Raw genomic sequence first — 20,691 nt, 5'->3', positions numbered from 1 at the left:
CAAGCGGAGGTCAGTGGTTTTGCCCGCGGTCACTTATCCAGACCAGACCAGGTACGCGCTGCGTGACGGCGTCACCTGCCTGACGACACCCGCGGGTGCGCTGCTGCTGAACCCGCCCCGCAACGAGAAGCTGTCCGGCCTCGGCAGCGGGCAACTGCATGCGCTGCAGACGCTGAACCGGGGTCCCGCGACAGTCTCCGAGCTGTCCGCGGGTTCCGGCACCGACGATGTCTCGGGGCTGATGGACCGGCTGACCGATGGCGGCTGGCTCTCGGTCACCGTGCGTGACGGCGGCCGCAATCTGTACACGATCCGGCCGTTCGGGCAGCCGCCTGCCCGGCCTGCCAGCACCCTCCCCTGGTCGGCGACGCTGTCCAAATTCGCCATCCTGCACCGGGACTCCGAAGGCTTCGTGCTCGAGCATCCGCTGTCGTGGTGCGATATGCGGATCCATGATCCGCGGCTGCTCGCACTGCTCGACGGTTTCGGTGCGGCGGAAACCCCACTGCCGGTCTGGATCAAGTCGCGACTGGCGGCGGATCTGCACTGGGGTGGGTTCCTCGTCGCGGATCCGGAGGAAGAGGAGCGGCAGTTCGCCACCCGCAGCTGGAGCGCCGCCGATCTGTGGTTCCACCGGCGCAGCACGCTCGGCGAGCGCACCGTCACCTGGGATCACTTCGGCCCGACGAAATGGGCGAAGGGCAGCTTCCCGCAGCCACCCGCGCGGAAGCCGAACTACCCAGGCGAACCGGTGCCGCTCACGGTGCCCGATCTCGCGGTACTGCGCGCCGAGGATCCGACATTGACCGCGGTACTGGAGGATCGGCAGTCGACGCGGGCGTTCGACGACGACGCCCCGATCACCCGGGACCAACTGGCCGAACTGCTGTACCGCACGGCCCGCACTCGCGGTGTCCGAAGTGCGGGCGAGGGTGAGGAATTGGCGTCGCGCCCCTACCCGTCGGGCGGCAGCGTCTACGAACTCGAGCTCTACCCGATCGTGCGTCACGTGGCCGGACTGGCGTCGGGCATGTACCACTACGACTCGTTCGACCATGTGTTGCGACCGGTCGCGGCCCTGGATTCGCCCGCGGTGCAACGACTTCTACGCTCTACCTCGGCGACGCTCGCCGAAGGCGCCGAACCGCAACTGGTGATCCTGCTGGCGGCACGCTCGGGCCGCGTCATGTGGACTTATGAACAGGTCGCCTACGCCAGCATCTTGAAACACGTCGGCGTCGTCATGCAAACCGTGTACCTCGCCGCGACGGCGATGGGGCTGGGGGCGTGCGCCCAAGGTTTCAGCGACACAGCGGCCTTCGTGGCCGCGGCCGGCGTCGATGAACTGGAGGAATGCGGCGTCGGCAGCATTATTGTCGGCTCGCCGGCCCGCGACCACTGACCTCGGCGCGGGCTCGCGGCCATTCGCGCGCCAGGGCGAGCAACTGTCCGAGCTCGGAAGTTCGGTCGTGCACGGTGATTCGGTGATAGTCGGTGGCGGAGGTCAGGCCCACCGGAGCGATCCCCGCCGACTTGGCTTGTGCCGCACGAGCGATCTGGACGGCGTAACCGCGCGCGGACGACGCGGCGTCCGCACCGGCGGAAAGGTGCGGCCGCAGGTGCAGCAACGCGTCTCTGATCTCCACGATCATGCGATAGCGCCGCGACTCGGGGTCACGCCCGCGACTGGTTCCGGAGGGCAAGACGATCTCCGGCACCGCCGCGGTGAGGTCCCGCCACATGGGCTGTAACCGACGGAGGTCTCGCCCGATTCGATCCCACCCGGTGCGCGCTAATGCCAGATGTACCAGCGGAACTGCCGTCAACAGCACCACCAGCACGCAGAACAGACACGACACCCAACTCCACCTGGCCGACACGCTGCCGGGCACCGTTCCATCCTTGGATTGCACAGCCGCGACTGCCGCACCGAGGAACCAGCCCGCCGAAAGCAGCAGCAGACCGAAATAGGCGAGCTTCTCCGGCAACGAGGTTCTGATGCGGAGAACCCAGAGGTCGCGCAGGCACGCGCGGATGATATGCGCTCCGGCGGCCATGAGCGGAACGTTGAAAATCACCCAGTAGACGACCGTCCGCCACGAGAAACCCGTTCCGTGGTCTTCTGGTCGACCGGTGAGGAGCACCAACAGACCGGCCGCGGCGGCGACGGCATCATAGATACGTTGACGACCGCGGGCCACGTCCGGGTCGACACCGACAAAAAGCCGTGCCAGACCGTAGACATTGGCGACTGCCATCGGAGCGCAGAAGAGGAACACCTGGACTGCCAGGCCCGGATGGTTCGTCGCGACGGCAAACTGCTGGACCACGGCTCCCACGGACAACCACGAGAGCGCTCGGTTGATGAGATGGGCAGCGGGCGTGCTGTCGGCGAGAACCCATCGAGCGATCGTGACAAGGCAAGCCGAGGCGACGGCGCTATGACGAACGCCATCGGTGCGGGCGTTGTCATCCACGAGCTCCCGGCCATACCCGGGCCAGCTCGAGCAGATGGTCGAGCTCAGCGGCCATGTCACGGGTAATAGGCTGATCGCGCACCGTAATGGCGGCCGCCGGTTCGATACCGCGCAACTTGTCCGCTGCGGCCTGCGCAACTTGCGCCGCGTAGTTCGTCACGGGCAGGTGATCGCCGGGCGTCATGTACTGCTTCAAATGTTGCAGCGCATCCCGGATCTCGACGAGCATGCGGTACAGGCGAAGTTCCGGATCACGGCGAGTGGCCTCTTCGGCCAGCACTATCGCGGGCACCGCGGCGGTGAGGTCGCGCCACAGCGGCCACAGTTGCCGACAGCGGCGACTGCTGCGGTCCCACCCTGCGCGTACGAGCCCCGCGTTGACCACTGGTGCCGACAACAGCAGGGTGATCATGAAAAAGCTGAAGCAGGATGCGGTGGTCCAGTCCTCCGGTGGGCTGTCGGGCGGTCGGCCGCCGAGCACTTGTACGCCGGACGAGCTGGCCGCATAAATGGCATATCCACTGGTCAGGAAGAGAACCGAGAAGACCAGTCGCTCATGGGCCGCGGCTCCCGGAACCCGGAACTCACGCACACACGCACGGATGACGTAAATCCCCAGCGATGCCATCGGAACATTGAAGATCGCCCAGACAAGTGGAGCCTTCCAGCCGAAGCCCGGATCCATCGCATCTGCCGGGCGCCCGATAATCATGACGATGACGGCACCCAGCACGGCGACGGTGTTATAGACGGGCTGCCGTCGGCGGGCCACGTCGGCGTCCGCACCGGCGAACAATGTCACGATGCCAGAAACGTAGGCAAGGGTGATGACACCGCAGCCAAGGAACAATCGGTATGTCAGGTCGGCGAAATCGGTGCCAGCGCCGAAAACTTGGATGGCGGCCGCACCGGTCAGCCAGCTCAGCACTCGATTGACCAAACGATCGCCGAACGTTTCGTTCACCAAGAACCAACGGGCTGTGGCGACGGCGAGGGCGAACACGAGCGCCAAGGCCGCCGGCCCAATCGGCACAGGCGGGGTCATCGAGCCTCCGTACAGTCGAACCGACAGCGGCACGAAATCTTACGGCACCCCGATGACGTCGATGATCTTGCTGAACTGACGTGGCATCAGCTCACTAGACTTTCCGCCAAGGTCACGACCGCGCGCTGCCACAAATCGGCGAGACGGTCCACGTCCGATGCGGAGAACAAGGCGTCGCTCCAGCGCCAATTCGTGCTCAGCTGCGGCCCGTCGGCGGTGGTGCCGATACCAGAGATGACGTCCAACGCGTAGCGCAGCGGTAGCTCGGGTTCCGGATCGAGCGGTAGGGCGTCGCGGTGCGCGTCGGTGATCACCGACCACGGCTGATTCGCGTTGCCGCTCAAGTCGACTCGTCCCAGGTAGTTGAACTCGACCTGGGGCTCCGCTGCGGCTCGCAACTCCGGTGCCCGATCGACATATCGAAGTAGTCCGTAGTCCAGGCCGTCGAAGGGGATCGAGCTGAGCTGGGCGGCAACCGAATTCAACAGCGCACGCGCCGCACCGGGGTCCGCTTCCGCCTGTGCCACATCGACCGACGCCGCTCCGACGCCGAGGCGCACCGGGAACACGCTGGTGAACCAGCCGAGGGTGTTCGTGGTGTCGGTGCCGAGTACCGCATCCGCACGGCCGTGCCCTTCCAACGCGATCAACGCTCCGGCGGTTGCGTCCTGGTCGCGTTCGGCGCGCCAGCTCGCCAACGTCATCGTCAGTGCCGTGAGTAGGAACTCGCGAACACCCTCTTCCTTCGACAACGCGGCGAGGATGCGCGCGGTGACCGAGACAGGGGTGACCGCCGAGGTGACTCGCAGCGAAGACCAGGTATCGGTCGCCGGCTCCGGCAGCCGTTGGCCGAGTGTCGGGTCCGGTGCGCTGACCTGGTCGACCCAGTACTCGCGCTGCGCGAGTACTTCCGGCTGCGCGGCACGCTCCCACATCAACCGCGACCACCGGCGATAGGACGTGAACTCCGGCAATGGCTTCGGCACCGCACCGGCTTCGACCGCGGCCCACGCCTCGCCGAGGCCGCCGAGCAGAATGTGCCAGGAGACGACGTCGACGGCGAGATGGTGGATGACCAGCAGCAGAATGTCACCACGGTGCGTGCCGGTGAACCACACCGCGCGGACCATGGCACCGGTACGAGGATCGATCTCGTCCGTCGCGGAGCGGGCCGACGCCGCGATCAACGCATCGAGTTCCGCATCGGTGGACACCTGACAATCCACTCGGTCGATGATGTCGGTCGCCGAGACCACTCCCGGTTCGCGAGTTACCAGGCGCGGACCGTCCGCGGTATCGGTCAGCAACGATCGAAGGGTGTCGTGTCCGTCGAGTAGTGCCTGAAGAACCGATTCCACTGCCGCACGTCGGATCCCGGTGGGCAGCCGCACAAGCGCGGTCTGGGTGAACCGACGGAAGTTGCCGTACTCGTACATCCAGGACACGACGGGGAGTGGCGGCACCTCGCCGTAGTCAGCCGTGTCGGGGGTAGCCACCCCCGCGGTCGCGGCATCGATCGCTGCGGCCAGCTCGCGAATCGTCGGGGTAGCCAGCACCATTCGCGGACTCAATGCGATTCCGTGCCGCCGGGCCTTGTTGACGAGTGAGATCGCCACGATGCTGTCCACGCCGAGCGCGAAGAAGTCGTCGTCCAGGCCGGGCAGCCTGCCCTCGAACAACTCCGAAAAGACTTCGCTCAGGGCACGTTCGGTTGCGGTGACCGGGGCACCGCCCGCACCCGGCCCCCCGGACAGCGCCTGTTCGGCGAGTCGGCTCAACTCGTGACCGTCCAACTTGCCGTTGGCGTTCACCGGTAGTCGGCTCAGCACGATGATCCGGGCCGGAATCGTGTAGGAGGGCAGACGTTCCGCGAGTGCGGCGCGCATCCGCGCCGAGTCGACGCTCTGGTTCGGTTGGCCCACAACGAAACCGACCAGGCTCGCACCACCGGCACGACGCACCACGGTGACCGCGGCGGTGTCCACTCCGGGCAGTCGGCGCAGTGCGGTTTCGATCTCACCGATCTCGATGCGATACCCGCGGACCTTCACCTGCGCGTCGGCCCGGCCGAGGTAGCCGAAGCCACCGTGTGGCAGGCGGCGGACCAGGTCACCGGTGCGGTACATGCGGTGACCCGGGCGCGCCGGGTCCGCCACGAAACGATCGGCCGTTGTCGCGGCCTTGCCCACGTAGCCACGAGCGAGCTGGATTCCGGACAGGTACAGCTCGCCGACGGCACCGCGCGGCACCGGGCGCAGCATGGAATCGAGCACGTAGCCCGACATTCCAGCGGTCGGCCCGCCGATCGTCGGCGTTTCGGTCGCCTCGACCGCGGCGACGACGGCCTCGACCGTGGTCTCGGTCGGGCCGTAGCAGTTGTACACAGCGGTGCCGGTCAGCGCCCGCAGCCGGGTCCACAGCGCCAGGTCGATGGCCTCGCCACCGAGCGCGAGGACCGGGAGTTCTCGGTCGAGCAGGCCTGCCGTGCTGAGCTGCGCGAACATCGACGGCGTCGTGTCGATCATGTCGATGCCGTGGCGCGCCATCGTCTCGACGAGGAGGTGGGCGTCGCGCATCTCCTCGGCGTCGAACAGGTGGATCGCCTGTCCGGCCAGCAAACCGACCATCGGCTGCCACGAGGCGTCGAAGCTGAGCGACCAGGCGTGCGCGATCCGCAGCGGGCGGCCGAGCCGGGCCATCGCGGGACGGTAGACGCGGTCGCGGTGATCGGCGAAGTAACCGGCCAAGGCGGCGTTCGTACCGATAACACCTTTCGGCTCACCGGTGGAACCGGACGTGAAGATCAGGTACGCACTGTGCGCCGGATTCCGGCGCACCATGGGTGCCGTCGCGGAGCCGCGGGAAATGCGTTCGGCGACAATCGGATCGTCGAGCACCAGAGTGTCGATGGACTGTCCGTCCAGCAACGCCAGGCAGTCGCCGACAACGAGTGCCACTACGGGCCGCGCCTGACGCAGGATCGATTCGACCCGGGCCGCGGGTAGCGAAATATCCACCGGCACATAGGCGGCACCGGCCGCGAGCGTCGCCAAGATGCCGACGATGGAACGCGTCGTCCGCGGCAGCACCAGGGCCACAACGCTTTCCGGCCCGACGCCGCGTTCGGCCAACTCACCGGCCAACTGGCAGGCCGCCGTATGCAACTCGCGGTAGGTGAAGCGCTCGCCCGAGCTCGTGGTCAACGCCAGGGTTTCCGGCGTCGCCGCAACCTGCTGCTCGAACAGCTCCCACACGGTGGTTTCCGCAGCTGGCACGAGAGTGGTTGCGGCCGACTGAAATTCGGCATGCTCGGTCGCCGTCAGAATGTCGAGCGCGTCAGGCGTCGCGTCGCCGACGTCCGGAAGTTGCCGCAGTACCGACAGCAGCCGTTCACCGATCTCGGCGGCATTCAGGTGCGGTAGCGCTGCTGGAATCGCCTCCACCAGCACAACCAGGTCGCCGTCGCTGAGGTGTGACACCACCGTCAGCGGGTAATGGGCAAGGCTTTCCATCTCGACCGGCCGGAAGCGCGCGCCGTCCGCAGTGGTGACGGTGTTGATCGCGTCGCCGATCGGAGCGTTCTCGAACACGAAGAGCGTGTCGAACAACGCACCGTGGCCGGTCGCACGCTGCACCGAGGACAGGCTGAGATAGCCGATGTCGCGCATCGCGGCCGATTCCCGTTGTAGCCGTGCGCACTGGGCGGTCACGGATGCCGAGCGGTCCAGCCGATGGGCGACCGGAACAGTGTTGATGAACAGCCCGACCATGCCTTCGACCCCGGCCAGTTGCTCGGGCCGCCCGGAGATGGTGGTGCCGAATACCACATCGCGGCGGTCGGTGAGCCTGCCGAGGACGACCGTCCAGGCGAACTGCACGGCGGTATTGAGCGTCAGCCCGTGCTCGCGAGCCCAGCCCTGTAGGCGCGCGGTGTCGTTGGCGGGCAACGCGAGTCGCGTCTTCTCCGGCACTCCCGCGCCGATCGCGGTGCCCTCGGCGATCATCAAGGGACCGCTGATGTCACCCAGGTATTCGGTCCATCGACGCATCGCCGCGGCGGCGTCCTGCGCGGCCAGCCAGCCGATGTAGTCCCGGTACGGTCGCGGCGCGGGCAGCGAATCCGTGGACCCGCCGGCCTGATACACCGCGAGCAACTCGGTGAAGAAGACTGCGACCGCCCAGCCATCCATCAGGATGTGATGCGCGGTGAGGATCATCCGACGTCGAGGATGAGTGTCGCCGGGGACAGTCAACAGCACAATGCGCAGTGCCGGACCGCGACTCAGATCGAACGGTCGCCGCCGCTCCGATTCCGCGATCACCGCGAATTCCTCCGGCCGCGCCGTCTGTTCGGACCACGGCAGTTCTGCCTGGCTCGGCACGATCTGCACCGGCTTGGGCACGTCGCGGTCCCAGAACGACACACGCAGATTCGGGTGCCGGTCGAGCATCGCCTGCGCGCTCGTCCGCAGCAGCGTCAGGTCGACCGGGCCGTCGATATCGACGACGAACTGCATGGTGTACAGGTCGATTTCGTCGCCGGTCAGCTGCGACAGCGAGAAAAGTCCCTCCTGCAGCGGGCTGAGCGCGAGGACGTCCTCGATCTGCGGCGGTGCGGTCACGACTGCGCCTGCCACGAGGCGGTCAGCGCGGCCAGCGAGTCCGCGTCCAGCCCGGATGCGCTCATCGGCGCATGCTGCACCTGCGCACTCTGCGCTGGATCCGCTTCCGGCGCGGGCTGTTCCGCCGCCGCGTCGACCGCGGCGGCAAGCTCGGCGATCGTAGGATGCTCGAACACCAGCTGCGGCGTGAGCGGCAGGCCGAGCGCGGCGGCGCGGGCCGACCACTGGATGGAGATCACGCTGTCACCGCCCAACGCGAAGAAGCCGTCATCGGCCGCCACGTCGGTGATCTCCAGCAACTCCTCGAGTAGTGCGATCAACGTCCGCTCGGTCTCGGTCACCTGCCCATCCCCCACGGGACGCGGCCCGCCGGGGGCCGCCGGGGGCTCGGCAACCGGGGGCTCGAGCAGTCGCTCGAGGTCCTCCTGCGGCAATATCCGCAGCTCGGTGACAGTGCGATCCGGGTCGGCGGCATACGCATCCAGGGTGGCGGCCACCGCGTTCGCGATCAGCTGGGCGGTCTCCGGATCGTAGAGATCGGCATTGACCACGACCCGCACCTCCAGCCCACCGGCCGACGTCACGTTGAAGCTCAGGTTCAGATCCAGGAACGAGATGTCGAAGTCCACCGGCAGGACAGTGGCCGTCGTGGCACCGGCGGCGTCGAAATCGAGTGCAGCGGGCGCCCAGTCGGCGCCGCGGAAGTGGATCATGGTTTGGAACAACGGGTTCCGTGAACGCGACCGGACCGGATTGATCGCCTCTACCAGTCGTTCGATCGGCAATTCCTGGTGACCGTGCGCGTCGAGCACGACATCGCGTCCCCTGATCACCGTGTCGCGCAACGTCGGATTGCCGGACAGGTCGTTGCGCAGCACCACCATATTCGCGAAAAGACCGACCAGGCTCCCGACGGCCTCGTCGACCCGGGCGGCCACGGGAGTCCCGAGCGGAATGTCGGTTCCGCCGCCGAGCTTGTGCAGCACGGTCGCCACCACTGCTTCGTAAACCATGAATTCGCTTGCGCCACACTGCTCGGCGAGGGCCTTCAGACCATCTCGCCGTGCCGACGGCACGGTGAACGTCACGACCTCGCCGCGTTTACCCAGGACCCGAGGACGCGGGCGATCGTGCGCTACCGAGATCTCGTCCGGCAACCCCGCCAGCGCGGTGCGCCAGTAGTCGATCTGGGACTGGCCGAAGGGGCTCGGCGTGCCTGCCGGGCCTGGATCGAACACATCCCGTTGCCACAGTGCGTAATCGGCGTACTGGATCGGCAACGGCGCCCGAGCCGGAGCCTGCCCGCCCTCGACGCGCGACTGATAAGCGCTGATCAGATCCGCGAGGAAGATGCCGAACGACGCGTGGTCGGCGACCATGTGGTGTACCAGCAACGAAAGCACAGCGGTCTGCGCGTCGAGCGCGAGCAGCCGCGCCCGGATCAGCGGCTCACCGTCCAGCGCGAATCGGTATGTCGCGATCTCGGCCAGTTCGTCGTCGAGCCGGTCGGCGGCGATCCATGTGATCGGGACCGGAACCTCGAGCACCGGATGGACGAGCTGGTATGGCACGCCCTCGCGTTCGGGAAAGGTGGTGCGCAGCGCTTCGTGTCTGGTCACCACATCGCCGATCGCGGCGGTCAGTGCACCGGTGTCGAGCGCACCGTCCAGCCGCACCGCGAAGGGCAGGTTGCCGACCGCACTCGGACCTTCCATCCGGTACTGGAACCACATCGCCAGTTGCGAGTAGGACAGCGGGACAACGTCTTCGCGTGGCCGGGCACCGAGGTGCGGCCGAGCCGAGCCGACCGGTGCGCCGGGTTCGTCGGCACCGCTTTCCACGACCTCGTCCATGCCCACCGCATCGAGGTCGATACCGAACTCGTCCCGGAACCGCGCGACCAACCGCGCCGCGAGTCCTGCGGCGGTCGGGGTATCGAAGACCGCACGGACATCGAGTTCGATACCGAACTCTGCCCTGATCCGCGCGACCAGACGAGCGGCAAGCAACGAGTGGCCGCCGAGTTCGAAGAACGAATCGTCAGCGCCCACGCGATCCACGGTGAACAGCTGCGCGAATATCGCACACATCCGCCGCTCGGTCGCCGTTGCCGGATCCCGGTACTTCTGCTGAGTATCCGGAGCCAGTGCGGGCAATGCGCGCTTGTCGAGCTTTCCGTTGGCCGTCAGCGGGATCTCGTCGATGATCGCGAACGCGCTCGGCACCATGTATTCCGGCAGCACGGCAGCGCAGTGGGCACGGACCAGGTCGAGATCGATGTCGGCGGCGTCCGCCGCGGGCACCACGTACGCGGCGAGCATCGGCCCGGCCACCGGGTCCTCGACGACCACTACTACGCAGTACCCGACGTCCGGGTACGCCGCGACAGCCGCCTCGACCTCACCCGGCTCGATCCGGAAGCCACGCACCTTCACTTGTTCGTCGGCGCGGCCGACGAAATCGAGCTCGCCGAAGCTGTTGCGGCGCGCGAGATCTCCAGTACGGTAGAGCCGCGCGCCCGGCACGAACGGATCGGCGACAAAGCGCTCGGCGGTAAGGCCTGGCCGCCTGAGGTATCCGCGAGCCAGCTGCGCTCCACCCAGGTAGATTTCCCCGACCACGCCGGACGGAACGAGCTGCAGTGCCTCGTCCAGCACATACGCGTACACGTTGCGGTTCGGGACACCGATGGGAACGATGCCGACGCCCTGTGGCCCTTCGACGGGCATGTGCGTAGCACAGACCACCGCCTCGGTGGGGCCGTAATGGTTCCGCAGTTCGGCGTCGAAGATGCCGGCAAACTTGTCGGCGACCTCCCCCGGCAACGCCTCACCGCCGACCGGAACATGCCGCAGCGCACGCCATTCGCTCACCTCCGGCAGCAGCAAGAAACTGCTCAGCATCGACGGCACCATCTGGAACACCGTCACGCCCTGCCGAGTGATCAGATCAGCGACATAGCGAACATCATGGAACGCATCGGGTTTCGGGATGACAAGCCGTGCGCCCAGTGTCAAAGTGATGAAAATGTCCGCGACCGAGGCGTCGAAGCTGACCGATGCGGACTGCAGCAGACGGTCGTCCGCGGTAATCCCCCACTCTGGGGTAAAGCTTCCGAGGTGCTCTGCGATCGCCGCGTGCGGCACCGGTACGCCCTTGGGGTTCCCGGTGGATCCCGAGGTGTAGATGACGTACGCCAGGTGTCCGGGTCGCAGCGGCCGGACTCGATCGGCGTCGGTCGGGTTCGATTCCGGCAACCCGACCGCCATCGCTTCCGCGGCGTCCAATTCGACCCGGCCGAGGATCAGTCGCGGGCGGGCGTCCTCGATCAGGTAGTCGATGCGGTCATCCGGGTACGCGGGGTTGATCGGCAGGTAGGCGGCGCCCGCCTTCAGCACGGCGAGGGCCGCGACGATGAACTCGACCGAGGTTGTCAGACACAAACCCACGAGGTCCTCAGGACCGATCCCCTCGCGAATCAGCCGATGAGCCAAGCGGTTCGACCGGCGGTGCAGTTCGCCGTAGGTGATTTCCGTGGTGTCGGACACCAGGGCGAGGGTGTCCGTGGCCACTGCCGCGCGGTGCTCGAGCATATCGACAAGCGTGGTCGGCGGCAGGTCGACGAGCTGGCCGTGGGACAGTTCCAGGATCGCCATCCGGTCGGCCGGGCCGAGCATGTCGAGCTCGCCGAGGCGGCGCTCCGGCTCGGCCAGCGCACTGTCCAGCAACTGCACATAGTGCAGGAGCAACTGTTCGATGAGCGGCCGAGCCAGCACATCGACCTGGTACTCCGCTTCCACCAGCGAAGCACCGGCGGAATCCAGGACGACCGCCAACGCCAGCGGAACCTGAGCGGTCGAAGCACCGAGCGCCAACTCCGTCGCGGTGACGTCGGATAGTTCGAAGCCCGCCGCGCTCTTGCGGACGCTGAAGCCGAGCCGAACCAGCTGGTCCATGGCATCTCGGGTGGCGACCCGATCCACATTCATCTCGCGGACAACGCGATCGATGCCGACACGCTGATGAGTAAACGCGCCGATGCACGTCTCGCGTACCGAGTCGACGAGCGTGGCGAAGGTGTCTTCCGCTCGCATCGTGGCACGCAACAGCAGGGTGTTGCCGAAGTAGCCGATCACCCCTTCGGCGGACGCGCGGCGATCGGTAACCGGAACGGAAACCAGGAAGTCCGCGGCCGCGGTGTAGCGCTGGATGAGCGCATCGAACGCCGCGAGCAACACCATGAACGGCGTCGCCGACCGCGCACGAGCGAAGGCCTCGACGCGGTCGAGCAGGTCAACGGGCAGTTCGGTGCTGCGGCGTTCGGCGAGTTTGGACGGCAGGGCTGCCGCCGAGCCGGGCAACTGGAGCGGTTCGGGCAGTGGACGCAATGTGTCGCGCCAGTATCCGATGTCCTCGGTGGTGGCAGCCGCGGGCGCGTCGAGCACCTCGACGGCGACGAATTGCGCCGGTTCGCCGGCGATCTCGCGATCGCCGTTGTAGGCGGCATTGAGCTCGGCGAAGAACACTGCCCATGAGTCGTCGTCCCAGCAGATGTGGTGGACGACGAGGACCAGCACGAACTCTTCCGCACCGGTGCGCACCAGCGTGACGCGCAGCGGCGGCTCGGCGGAGAGGTCGAAGGGGCGACTGAACTCCCGGCGCGCGAGCACCTCGATTCGTCGCTCGCGACCCTGCTCGGGCAGATCTCGCAGGTCGTGCGAGGTCCAAACGAGCGCCGTGCCCTCATGGAAGACCTGGTACGGCTCCCCTTCGTGGTCCGCACCGTACGTCGTCCGCAGAATGTCGTGCCGGGCAACGATTCCGGCGACGGCGGTGTGCAGCCGTTCCTCGTCGAGGGCGCCGGTCAGCCGGTAAGCGAGGCAGATGTTGAGTGTCGGGTCGGCGGGGTCGCGTGTCTGCAGGAACCACATCCGGCGCTGGCCCGGCGTGAGCGGATACTGCTCGCCCGCAACCACCCGGCGCGCCGGTGTCGAGGTCGATTCCGTTGCGGTCAAGCCGCTTTCGCGCATCCGCTGCTGTAACAGCTGCTTGCGGCGCTGCAGCGTGGTCATGGTCGTGGCGTCGGTGTCTGACATGGATCTGGCCCCTCAGCCTTGGTGGGTGTTCTCTGCCATCAGCAGCACAACATCGTTCAGCGATGCGCCGCCGAGGATCGCGGCGACCGGAAGGTCGCGGTCCAGCTCTGATTTGATTCGTTTGCGGAGGTCCAATGCCTGCAGCGAATCCAGCCCGAGAGCGACCAGCGGGACGGCGCTGTCGATGGTTTCGGGACCATCGGTTCCCATGACTTTCACCAGCTCGGCCAGCATTCGAGTCGAGAGGGAGAACTTGTCCACGGCCGCATCGCCGCTCGGTGCGGCAACTACCGCGGTGGGCTCGCCCAACGTCGGTGCCACTGCCGAGGTTTCGGGCTCGGCCACCAATGACGAGAACACTGCTGCCTGCCCGTAGAGGCCGGCTACCTCACGCAGGACCTGCCAATCGGCCGACAGGACAACCGCATCGCCCCAATGCTCGGTCAGCCCGACCGCGATGGCGTCGTTCGGATCCATCGGGATCACACCGGTGCTTTCGGCGCGCGCTACACCCGCCGCATCGAGCGGCCCCGCCACGCTCCACAGACCCCACTGCAGCGACACACTGTCGACACCTTGTTCCCGCAATGTGCGAGCGGTGATGTCGAGCATCCGATTGGTCACGGCATAAAGGATTTGCCCACGTCCGCTCAGCGTCGCCGCCAGCGAGGAGCACAGGAGTACCCGACACCCTGTGGTCCTCGGCACGGACCGGAGCACTGTTTCGAGGCCGACTACTTTGGAACCCGCGGCAACCGTCACCATTTCCGCGGTGATCTCGGCCAATTCGGCATCGATGTAGTTGACGGCAGCATGGATGAGCAAGCTCACCGGGCGGTCAGCGCAGTCGGCGGCGAGCCGGCGAACCGCATCCTCATCGCTCACGTCACAGCTGATCGCCGCGATATCCGCGTTGCCGAGGCCACGGATCCGGCGCAGCTCCGCGCCGACCGAGTCGGACTCACCGGTCCGGCTCACCAGCGTGATCCGGCCGGCTCCTGCCTTGGTGAAGTGCTCGCAGAAGCGCAAGCCGAGCTGGCCGGTGCCACCGACGATCAGGACGTGGTCGAGATCCATTCCGTGCGTGGTGGATTCATCGGAGTTCTCCGGTACGAGCTGCTTCACGTAGATTTTGCCGCCACGCAACGCCATCTCGTGCTCGCCCCGCGTATGCACCGCCGCGATGACCTTGGCCGCCTGGTCAGGGCCTGCTTCGGTGACCGCCAGATCGAGATGCCGCAGCAGCACCCCGGTGCGCTCGACCCCGACGCTGCGGAAACCCGAGCTGACCGCGCCATGGAACAACTGCGGCACCGGATCGCCGTCCAGCACGGCTTCGCCGCCCACGGTGACCAGCCAGCATTCGGCACCGGCGCCGGGGCGCAATCGATCGAGCGCGGGCAACCAGGTGCGCTCGGCGAAGAACTCGGCGATGTCGGCGATCGCGTCCGCGCTGCCGGTGTCGGCCAGCGGCGGCAGCAGGACAACCACGGTGTCGAAGTCGCCGATGGCGCCCTCGTCGAACATGTGCGCGGTCGCGCCGTGCCGGTCGGCCGCGGTGCACAACGCGGCTGCGAGATCCCCGCAGCGACCCGTGTGGTCGACCACCGCGATCCGGCGCGGCGGAACCAGTGAACGCCGATCGACGCGGGTCCACTTCTCCACCAGGCGTTGGGGTTTCGGGGGGCGAGTCGGCGCCGGAAGCACCGGGTTGTCGGCGCTGGAGCCGGGCGAGGCCCACAGCCGCTTGGGATTCATCACGGTATGCGGGAAGTCGCGCAGCGGCAGGACGGGCGCACCGGCGGTGTGCCCGCGCCGCAGCGCATCCCACCGATAGTTCAGGTCGAGTATCGCGACAGCAGCCAGGTTGCGGGTGAACTCCCGCAGGCCCTGCGCAGTCCGCAAGGATGTACCCAGCACCCGGAAATCGCGGGCGGGCACCTGCTGCGGCACCAAGGTCAGGTTCTCCTGCAGCGCGAGTTGGAGCATGGGGTGCTCAGCGATCTCGATGAGCGTGTCGACCCCGTCCGTCGCCGCGGCGACCACCGCACGATCGAACCGAACCCGATTGCGCAGGTTCCAATACCAGTACTGCTGGTGCACCAGCTCAGGCGTAATGAGCCCGCCGAGGGTGGATCCGTAGGCGGGGACATCCGTGGCCGCGAAGTGGCGACTACTCATCTCGTCGCCCAGTGCCGCCTCCAGCTCGGCCCGGTACTCGCTCACCAGCGAGGTGTGCGCCGGGTAGGAGACCCGAATCTCCTTGGCGAAGCGACCTTTCGCGTTCGCCGTCGCGACCATGTCGACGATCGTGTCCCGATCGCCGGAGATGGCGAGGATGTGCGGTGAGTTGATCACCGAAAGCTCGGCCCAGCCCGAATGCCTGGCCAGTAGTGCTTCGCACTCGTCGCGGTCCATGCCGAGCACGGCCATCGAGTAGCCGCTCGGGGAGATGCGGCTGACCAGCCGCGCGCGATGCGTCACGGCGAGTACCGCATCGCGCAGCGACATCACCCCCGAAACGGCACCTGCCGCCAGCTCGCCTTGACTGTGCCCGATGACCGCACTCGGACGTACCCCCGCCGCCTGCCACATGGCCGCAAGACCCGTCATATGGAACATCAGCGAAGGCTGTATTTCCGCCAGCGTGTCGTCGTAGTGTCCGTCGTTCGCGAGCAAGTAGTGCACTGGCTTCGAATGGCCGAACCGGTCCTCGTGGATCCCGGCGCATTCGTCGACGGCGGCGCGGTATTCCGGAGAGGCGTCGTAGTACAGCCTGCCCATGCCGGGACGCTGGCTGCCTTGGCCCGGAAACACGAAGCCGATGCGGCGCGGCGTGGCGGGGGCGTCGGCGGACAGCACGGCCGGGTGCGCGGTGCCGGTGGCGACCGAGCGCAGCCCGTCGAGCAGTTCGACACGGCTGCTCACCAATGCCAGTGCCCGGTAGCGGCGCGGCAGCCGGGTGCGGAACAGCATGTCCGACACCTGATCCGGAGCGACGCGCTGATGGTCGTCGAGGTAGGACAGAATGGTCGCGGCTTCGCGCCGCACTCCGTCCGCACTGTCGGAGGACAGCAGGATCGGGATGGTGCCATCCGGCATCCGATAGCTAGACATCGGCGTTGTCCTCCTCGAGTACCGGCATGCCGACAATCGCGTGGGCGTTGGTGCCCGCGACGCCGAACGAAGACACGGCGCCATACCGGACGCCGTCGATCGGCTCCCATGGCACGAGCTCGGTGGCCAGGCGCAGGCTGGTCGCGTCCCAATCGATGGCGGCAGTCGGCTCCCGCACCCCCAAGCTCGGCGCGATATAGCCATTCGCACCGCACAGCAGTACCTTGACCAGGCCGAGCATCCCCGAAGCAGCCTGTGCGTGACCGACGTTCGACTTGACCGAACCGAGCAGCGCTCCGGCGCCCGGCCGGTCGACGGACCCGTAGGTCCGCGACAATGCGGTGAGTTCGAGCGGGTCACCGACGGGGGTTCCGGTGCCGTGGCCCTCGATCAGGTCGACGCTTTCCGGACCGACACCCGCCGCCGCAAGAGTGTCGTTGATCAAACGTTCCTGCGCGGCCGCGCTCGGCACGGCGATCGGCGCGCCCTTGCCGTTGTGATTGATCCGGGAACCGAGCAACCGCCCGTACACCCGGTGGCCGAGCTGACGGGCACGCGATTCCCGTTCCAGCACGACCACGCCCGCCCCCTCCCCCCACAGAGTTCCGGACGCGTCGGCGGCATAGGGGCGGCAGTGGCCATCGGTGGCCAACGCGTTGTTCTTCGAGAACTCGAAAAACGCTCCAGGAGAACCCATCACGCACACCGCACCGGCCAGCGCCCACGCGCACTCGCCCATCCGAATGGCCGAAGCCGCCTGGTGCAATGCGGTCAGCGACGACGCGCACGCGGTGTCCACACTGACCGACGGACCGATCAGGCCGAGACCGTGCGAGATTCGACCCGCCACCGCACCGAGCGCGATCCCGGTCGCCCGGTAGCCGCTGTACTCGTTGACCGACGCCGCCAACGGCCCGTACTCGGTGGTGGACACGCCCATCCAGCAACCGGCCTGCGCGCCGTCGAGTGCACCCGGGTTGATTCCCGCATGCTCCAGCGCTCGCCATGCGACGCGCATGGCGACGCGCTGCTGTGGATCCATCGCCACCGCTTCGCGCGGCGTGATACCGAAGAAGAGGGCATCGAATTCCGCTGCGCCGGTGAGGAAACCACCCGCGTCCTGGACGGCGTTCCAACCATCGATATCGCCTAAGGCGAGCAGCTGATCGATTCGCCATTCCCGGTCACGCGGAAACGGTCCGATCAGTTCTCGCGAGCCCGCCAAAGCCGACCAGAACTCCGGGAGGGTGTCGATTCCTCCCGGAGCCTCTACGGCCATTCCGACAACGACGATCGGATCGTCCGTATTGGATGTACTCATCATGCCCTTCAGGTGATCGCTATGCGACCGTGCTTGTTTCTGGCACAAGCAATTCCGCGATATCGGCGACGTGGTCGTTCAGGTAGAAATGGCCTCCGGCGAACAGCGTCACCTGAGTTGCCGCGCGAGTATGTGCCGACCAGGCATAGAGGCCCCGTGGCGCGACGTACTGATCATCGTCGCCGCCCAGCACATGTATCGGTGCGTTGATTTGGACATCGGCGGCACAGGAATAGGCATCGAATGCTCGGTAGTCCGCCCGCATGACAGGCAGGGCCATCCGCAACAGGTCGCGGCTTGCCATGACATCGGCCCCGGTCCCGTTGAGGGCTGCCATATGGTCGAGGAGCTCTTCGTCGTCGGTCGGATGCCCTGGCAGATCGGCGATCAGGCTCGGGGCGATAGCCGCGGAAGCACCGAGCAACCGCACCGGCAGGCCGGCGGCTTCGGCCAGCCGGACGAATTCGAAGGCAACGATGGCGCCCATGCTGTGGCCGAAGACAGTCAGCGGCAAGCCCCGGTCATGTGCCGAAGATCGAAAGGCCTCGAACGCACCGGCCGCGATACCGGGAAGGCTCGTTTCGGGTGCCTCGCGGGCACGATCCTGCCGTCCGGGGTATTGGAAGACAACAACATCGAAGTCGTCACTCATTCGTTTGGCGAACACTCGATACGCGGATGCCCCCGCACCCGCGTGCGGAAAGATCAGCAGCGGTGCCGCGGAATCAGAACGTGGCTTTTGAAATTGCCTGAGCCATCCGAGTTCCCGTGCCATACTCTGCTCTCTCCTACCACCGCCGATATCGCACCGACGGCCGTTGACGCCCGATCTTCTCGCCGACCGAATCGAGATACCGCGGCGCCTCGGGCATTTCACTGGGCAGCCGCGCAGCACGCCGGTCGGCACAAGGCTAGCAGCGTGAGGTTAGTATAGGCTACCCTTATCGTTTGACGTGACATAGATAACGACCGAACGGAGCACCACGCCGATGAATGGAACGGGGATGCCGTACGTCTTCCCGCGCGAGCTGACCGACATTCCCGCCGAGGTTCGCGCCGCCCCCGCGCCGGTGTTGCCCAGCTTCCCGGAACCGTTCTCGATCCGACTGGCCGATCCGGACGGCACCGACCCCGAAACGCTCGAGGCCTGGATGCGCCTGCCGCATTTGATCGAGACCTGGGAGCAGTCGTGGCCCGCGAGCCGTCGCCGCGCCGATATGCGCGCGCAACTGGCCGGAACCTATACGCGGCCATGCATACTCGGCTTCGACTTCGCGGACATCGATCGTCCGGAGCTCGGCCGCCGCGAGGTCGGTTACGTCGAGCTGTATCGCGCGGCGAAGGACGAGATCGCCCGGCTCTACCACGCCCACCCGAGGGATATCGGCTTTCACATCGCGACCGCCGACCTCAATGTCGTCGGGCGAGGCGTCATGTCGAGGTGGATCGGACATTTGGCTACCGGCATCTGGGCCGCCGAGCCGGAATGCCGTCGATTGATGGGCGATCCCGACTATCGCAACGTCCCGGTGCGCAAGGCCCTCGAGAAGAACGGCTGGCAGCACCTCGGCGATTTCGATGTGCGGCCCGGTCGGCGGATCTCGCTGTACACGTTGCCCCGGGAACCTGATCACCTCCCCACGATTCGGTCGTGAACACCGGCGGTCACCTCGCCTGACCAGCGACGGCCCGCCCGGCCGACGAATGCCGGGACGCGACACGGGGGCGGACCGGCTCCGACCGCAACACTCGATCCGAAAGCTCGCCGAGGCAACTGAGATTCGGGAACCCCGGCCCCTGGGCGAGTGCGGCGAGGTTGGGCAGGTACAGCTTCGAGGCCAGCCCCGATACCGCCAGGTCGTAGCCGATCGACGACTCGATGCGCGACTGGGTCAGCGGGCCGCCGACGGCGAGTTCCAGTAGATCCGCTGTGCAGGAATCGAACAGGTCGAGGAACCACAGCGGCTGGCCGCCGGTCGCGTCGATCGCCAGGTCGAAAGTGTGCACCTGATCGGCGCGCAGCTCGTTGCGCAGGGTCATCGCTACGCCGTCGCCGTGTTCGGCGACGCGGACCACCCGGCCTTGCAAGTGATGAACTCTGTTGTCGCCCAGCAGGCTTTCCTGCACCCGCACCGAGAACACGCCGCGGTCGGTGCGTCGGATGACGTCGCGGCGCTCCTGCATACTCAGTGCGGTCCATTTGTTCGGATCACTGAAAAGCGAGTTCTCGAAATAACTTTCACCGCGCGTGTAAATTGTCGCCATCGGCGAAATCACCGAGATCGTCAGCATTTCGTGGCGGACCAGCTCATCCAACGCCGAGCCCGCCGTTTCGCCGCCGCCGATCACCGCGACCCGTGAGGCGACCGGCAGCTCGCGCTTGCCCGCCAGCTCCCAGAATTCCGCGATGCTGAGTACGCGCGGGTGGTCGGCCAGTGCCTGCCTGCTCTGCCCTGGCCCGGTGATCATCAGGCCGTCGGCGTCGATGTCGGTGCTGTGCCCGTCGGCATCGACGACCGCGACCGACCAACCCTCGGCAAAACCGTTCTGCCGCTGCTTGATCGAGTGCACGGTGCCGATGACCAGGTCCAGATCGATCGCGCGAGCGACCCACTGGAGGTATTTGGCCCAGACGTGGTGGTGCGGACTCGGCCGGCCGCGATCGATCCATTCGGCGAAGGTTCCGTGTTCGACGAGGAAGGAGGTCCAGCTGTAGGCCTTCATGGCCGCGTTGATCGCCTGGTTGTGGCCGCGAGCCCAGGTCGAGTGGTAGGGGAAGCCGATGTCCTTCTCAGGGCTGGTCCCCAGTCGGTGCTGCCCGTCGGTCCAGCCACCGCTGGGCAGCCAATTGCCGCCGACCGTGCGCGCCTCGACCACGATTACCCGGGGCGCGGGCAGTCCTAAATTCCGCAAGACGTGCGACTTCGCCGCCACCGCAAGGGCCTTCGGCCCCGCGCCGACTACCAGAAGTGTCTCCACCGGTTCTCCACTCTTTTGCAGGCGCAATGCCTAT

At 66.8% G+C, this 20,691-nt stretch carries 10 protein-coding genes; 2 read left to right on the top strand and 8 right to left on the bottom strand.

Annotated features, from left to right (window positions below; all coding sequences use genetic code 11):
* Positions 1–19: 19 nt before the first annotated feature.
* Complete coding sequence (locus ACFK0J_RS05380) at positions 20–1,402, top strand: SagB family peptide dehydrogenase (protein WP_378742646.1); 1,383 nt, start codon at positions 20–22, stop codon at positions 1,400–1,402.
* On the opposite strand, the gene ACFK0J_RS05375 is transcribed toward ACFK0J_RS05380, so the two are convergent.
* The 7 genes from ACFK0J_RS05375 to ACFK0J_RS05345 all read right to left on the bottom strand — a co-directional run bounded on the left by ACFK0J_RS05375 (position 1,371) and on the right by ACFK0J_RS05345 (position 18,453).
* Complete coding sequence (locus ACFK0J_RS05375) at positions 1,371–2,477, bottom strand: MAB_1171c family putative transporter (RefSeq protein ID WP_378737107.1); 1,107 nt, start codon at positions 2,475–2,477, stop codon at positions 1,371–1,373. The two genes, ACFK0J_RS05380 and ACFK0J_RS05375, sit on opposite strands and share 32 nt — an antisense overlap.
* Positions 2,470–3,522: an MAB_1171c family putative transporter gene (locus ACFK0J_RS05370; protein WP_378737105.1), complete on the bottom strand. Its 1,053-nt coding sequence runs from the start codon at positions 3,520–3,522 to the stop codon at positions 2,470–2,472. Before ACFK0J_RS05370 ends, ACFK0J_RS05375 begins: the two co-directional genes overlap by 8 nt.
* An 86-nt stretch (positions 3,523–3,608) precedes the next feature.
* Positions 3,609–8,144, bottom strand: coding sequence for an amino acid adenylation domain-containing protein (locus ACFK0J_RS05365; RefSeq protein ID WP_378737103.1), 4,536 nt, complete (start codon positions 8,142–8,144; stop codon positions 3,609–3,611).
* Entirely contained in the window at positions 8,141–13,240 is a 5,100-nt protein-coding gene (locus tag ACFK0J_RS05360) for an amino acid adenylation domain-containing protein (protein WP_378737101.1), read from the bottom strand. Before ACFK0J_RS05360 ends, ACFK0J_RS05365 begins: the two co-directional genes overlap by 4 nt.
* A gap of 12 nt (positions 13,241–13,252) precedes the next feature.
* Entirely contained in the window at positions 13,253–16,357 is a 3,105-nt protein-coding gene (gene nbtC, locus ACFK0J_RS05355; protein WP_378737099.1) for a nocobactin polyketide synthase NbtC, read from the bottom strand.
* Positions 16,350–17,678: a polyketide synthase gene (locus ACFK0J_RS05350; RefSeq protein ID WP_378742644.1), complete on the bottom strand. Its 1,329-nt coding sequence runs from the start codon at positions 17,676–17,678 to the stop codon at positions 16,350–16,352. Before ACFK0J_RS05350 ends, nbtC begins: the two co-directional genes overlap by 8 nt.
* 19 nt (positions 17,679–17,697) lie before the next feature.
* A complete protein-coding gene (locus tag ACFK0J_RS05345) occupies positions 17,698–18,453 on the bottom strand; it encodes a thioesterase II family protein (RefSeq protein WP_378742642.1) in 756 nt (251 codons plus the stop codon).
* Positions 18,454–18,667: 214 nt separating this feature from the next.
* Between ACFK0J_RS05345 and ACFK0J_RS05340 the strand changes: the two genes are divergently transcribed.
* Positions 18,668–19,333: a GNAT family N-acetyltransferase gene (locus ACFK0J_RS05340; RefSeq protein ID WP_378737097.1), complete on the top strand. Its 666-nt coding sequence runs from the start codon at positions 18,668–18,670 to the stop codon at positions 19,331–19,333.
* A 10-nt stretch (positions 19,334–19,343) separates the two neighbouring features.
* Here ACFK0J_RS05340 and ACFK0J_RS05335 read toward each other — a convergent pair whose 3' ends face one another.
* Entirely contained in the window at positions 19,344–20,657 is a 1,314-nt protein-coding gene (locus ACFK0J_RS05335; protein WP_378737095.1) for a SidA/IucD/PvdA family monooxygenase, read from the bottom strand.
* Positions 20,658–20,691: the final 34 nt, after the last annotated feature.

This window comes from Nocardia brasiliensis, assembly GCF_042691675.1.
GTDB classification, from domain to species: Bacteria; Actinomycetota; Actinomycetes; order Mycobacteriales; family Mycobacteriaceae; genus Nocardia; species Nocardia brasiliensis_D.
The sequence above is the reverse complement of the archived record's forward strand: the minus strand, read 5'-3'. Positions and strand labels throughout refer to the sequence as shown.

Coding starts and splice junctions, on each gene's coding strand:
- ACFK0J_RS05350 (WP_378742644.1), bottom strand. CDS start 17,678: ATGAGTACATCCAATACGGACGATCCGATCGTCGTTGTCGGAATGGCC.
- nbtC (WP_378737099.1), bottom strand. CDS start 16,357: ATGTCTAGCTATCGGATGCCGGATGGCACCATCCCGATCCTGCTGTCC.
- ACFK0J_RS05340 (WP_378737097.1), top strand. CDS start 18,668: ATGAATGGAACGGGGATGCCGTACGTCTTCCCGCGCGAGCTGACCGAC.
- ACFK0J_RS05370 (WP_378737105.1), bottom strand. CDS start 3,522: ATGACCCCGCCTGTGCCGATTGGGCCGGCGGCCTTGGCGCTCGTGTTC.
- ACFK0J_RS05345 (WP_378742642.1), bottom strand. CDS start 18,453: ATGGCACGGGAACTCGGATGGCTCAGGCAATTTCAAAAGCCACGTTCT.
- ACFK0J_RS05360 (WP_378737101.1), bottom strand. CDS start 13,240: ATGTCAGACACCGACGCCACGACCATGACCACGCTGCAGCGCCGCAAG.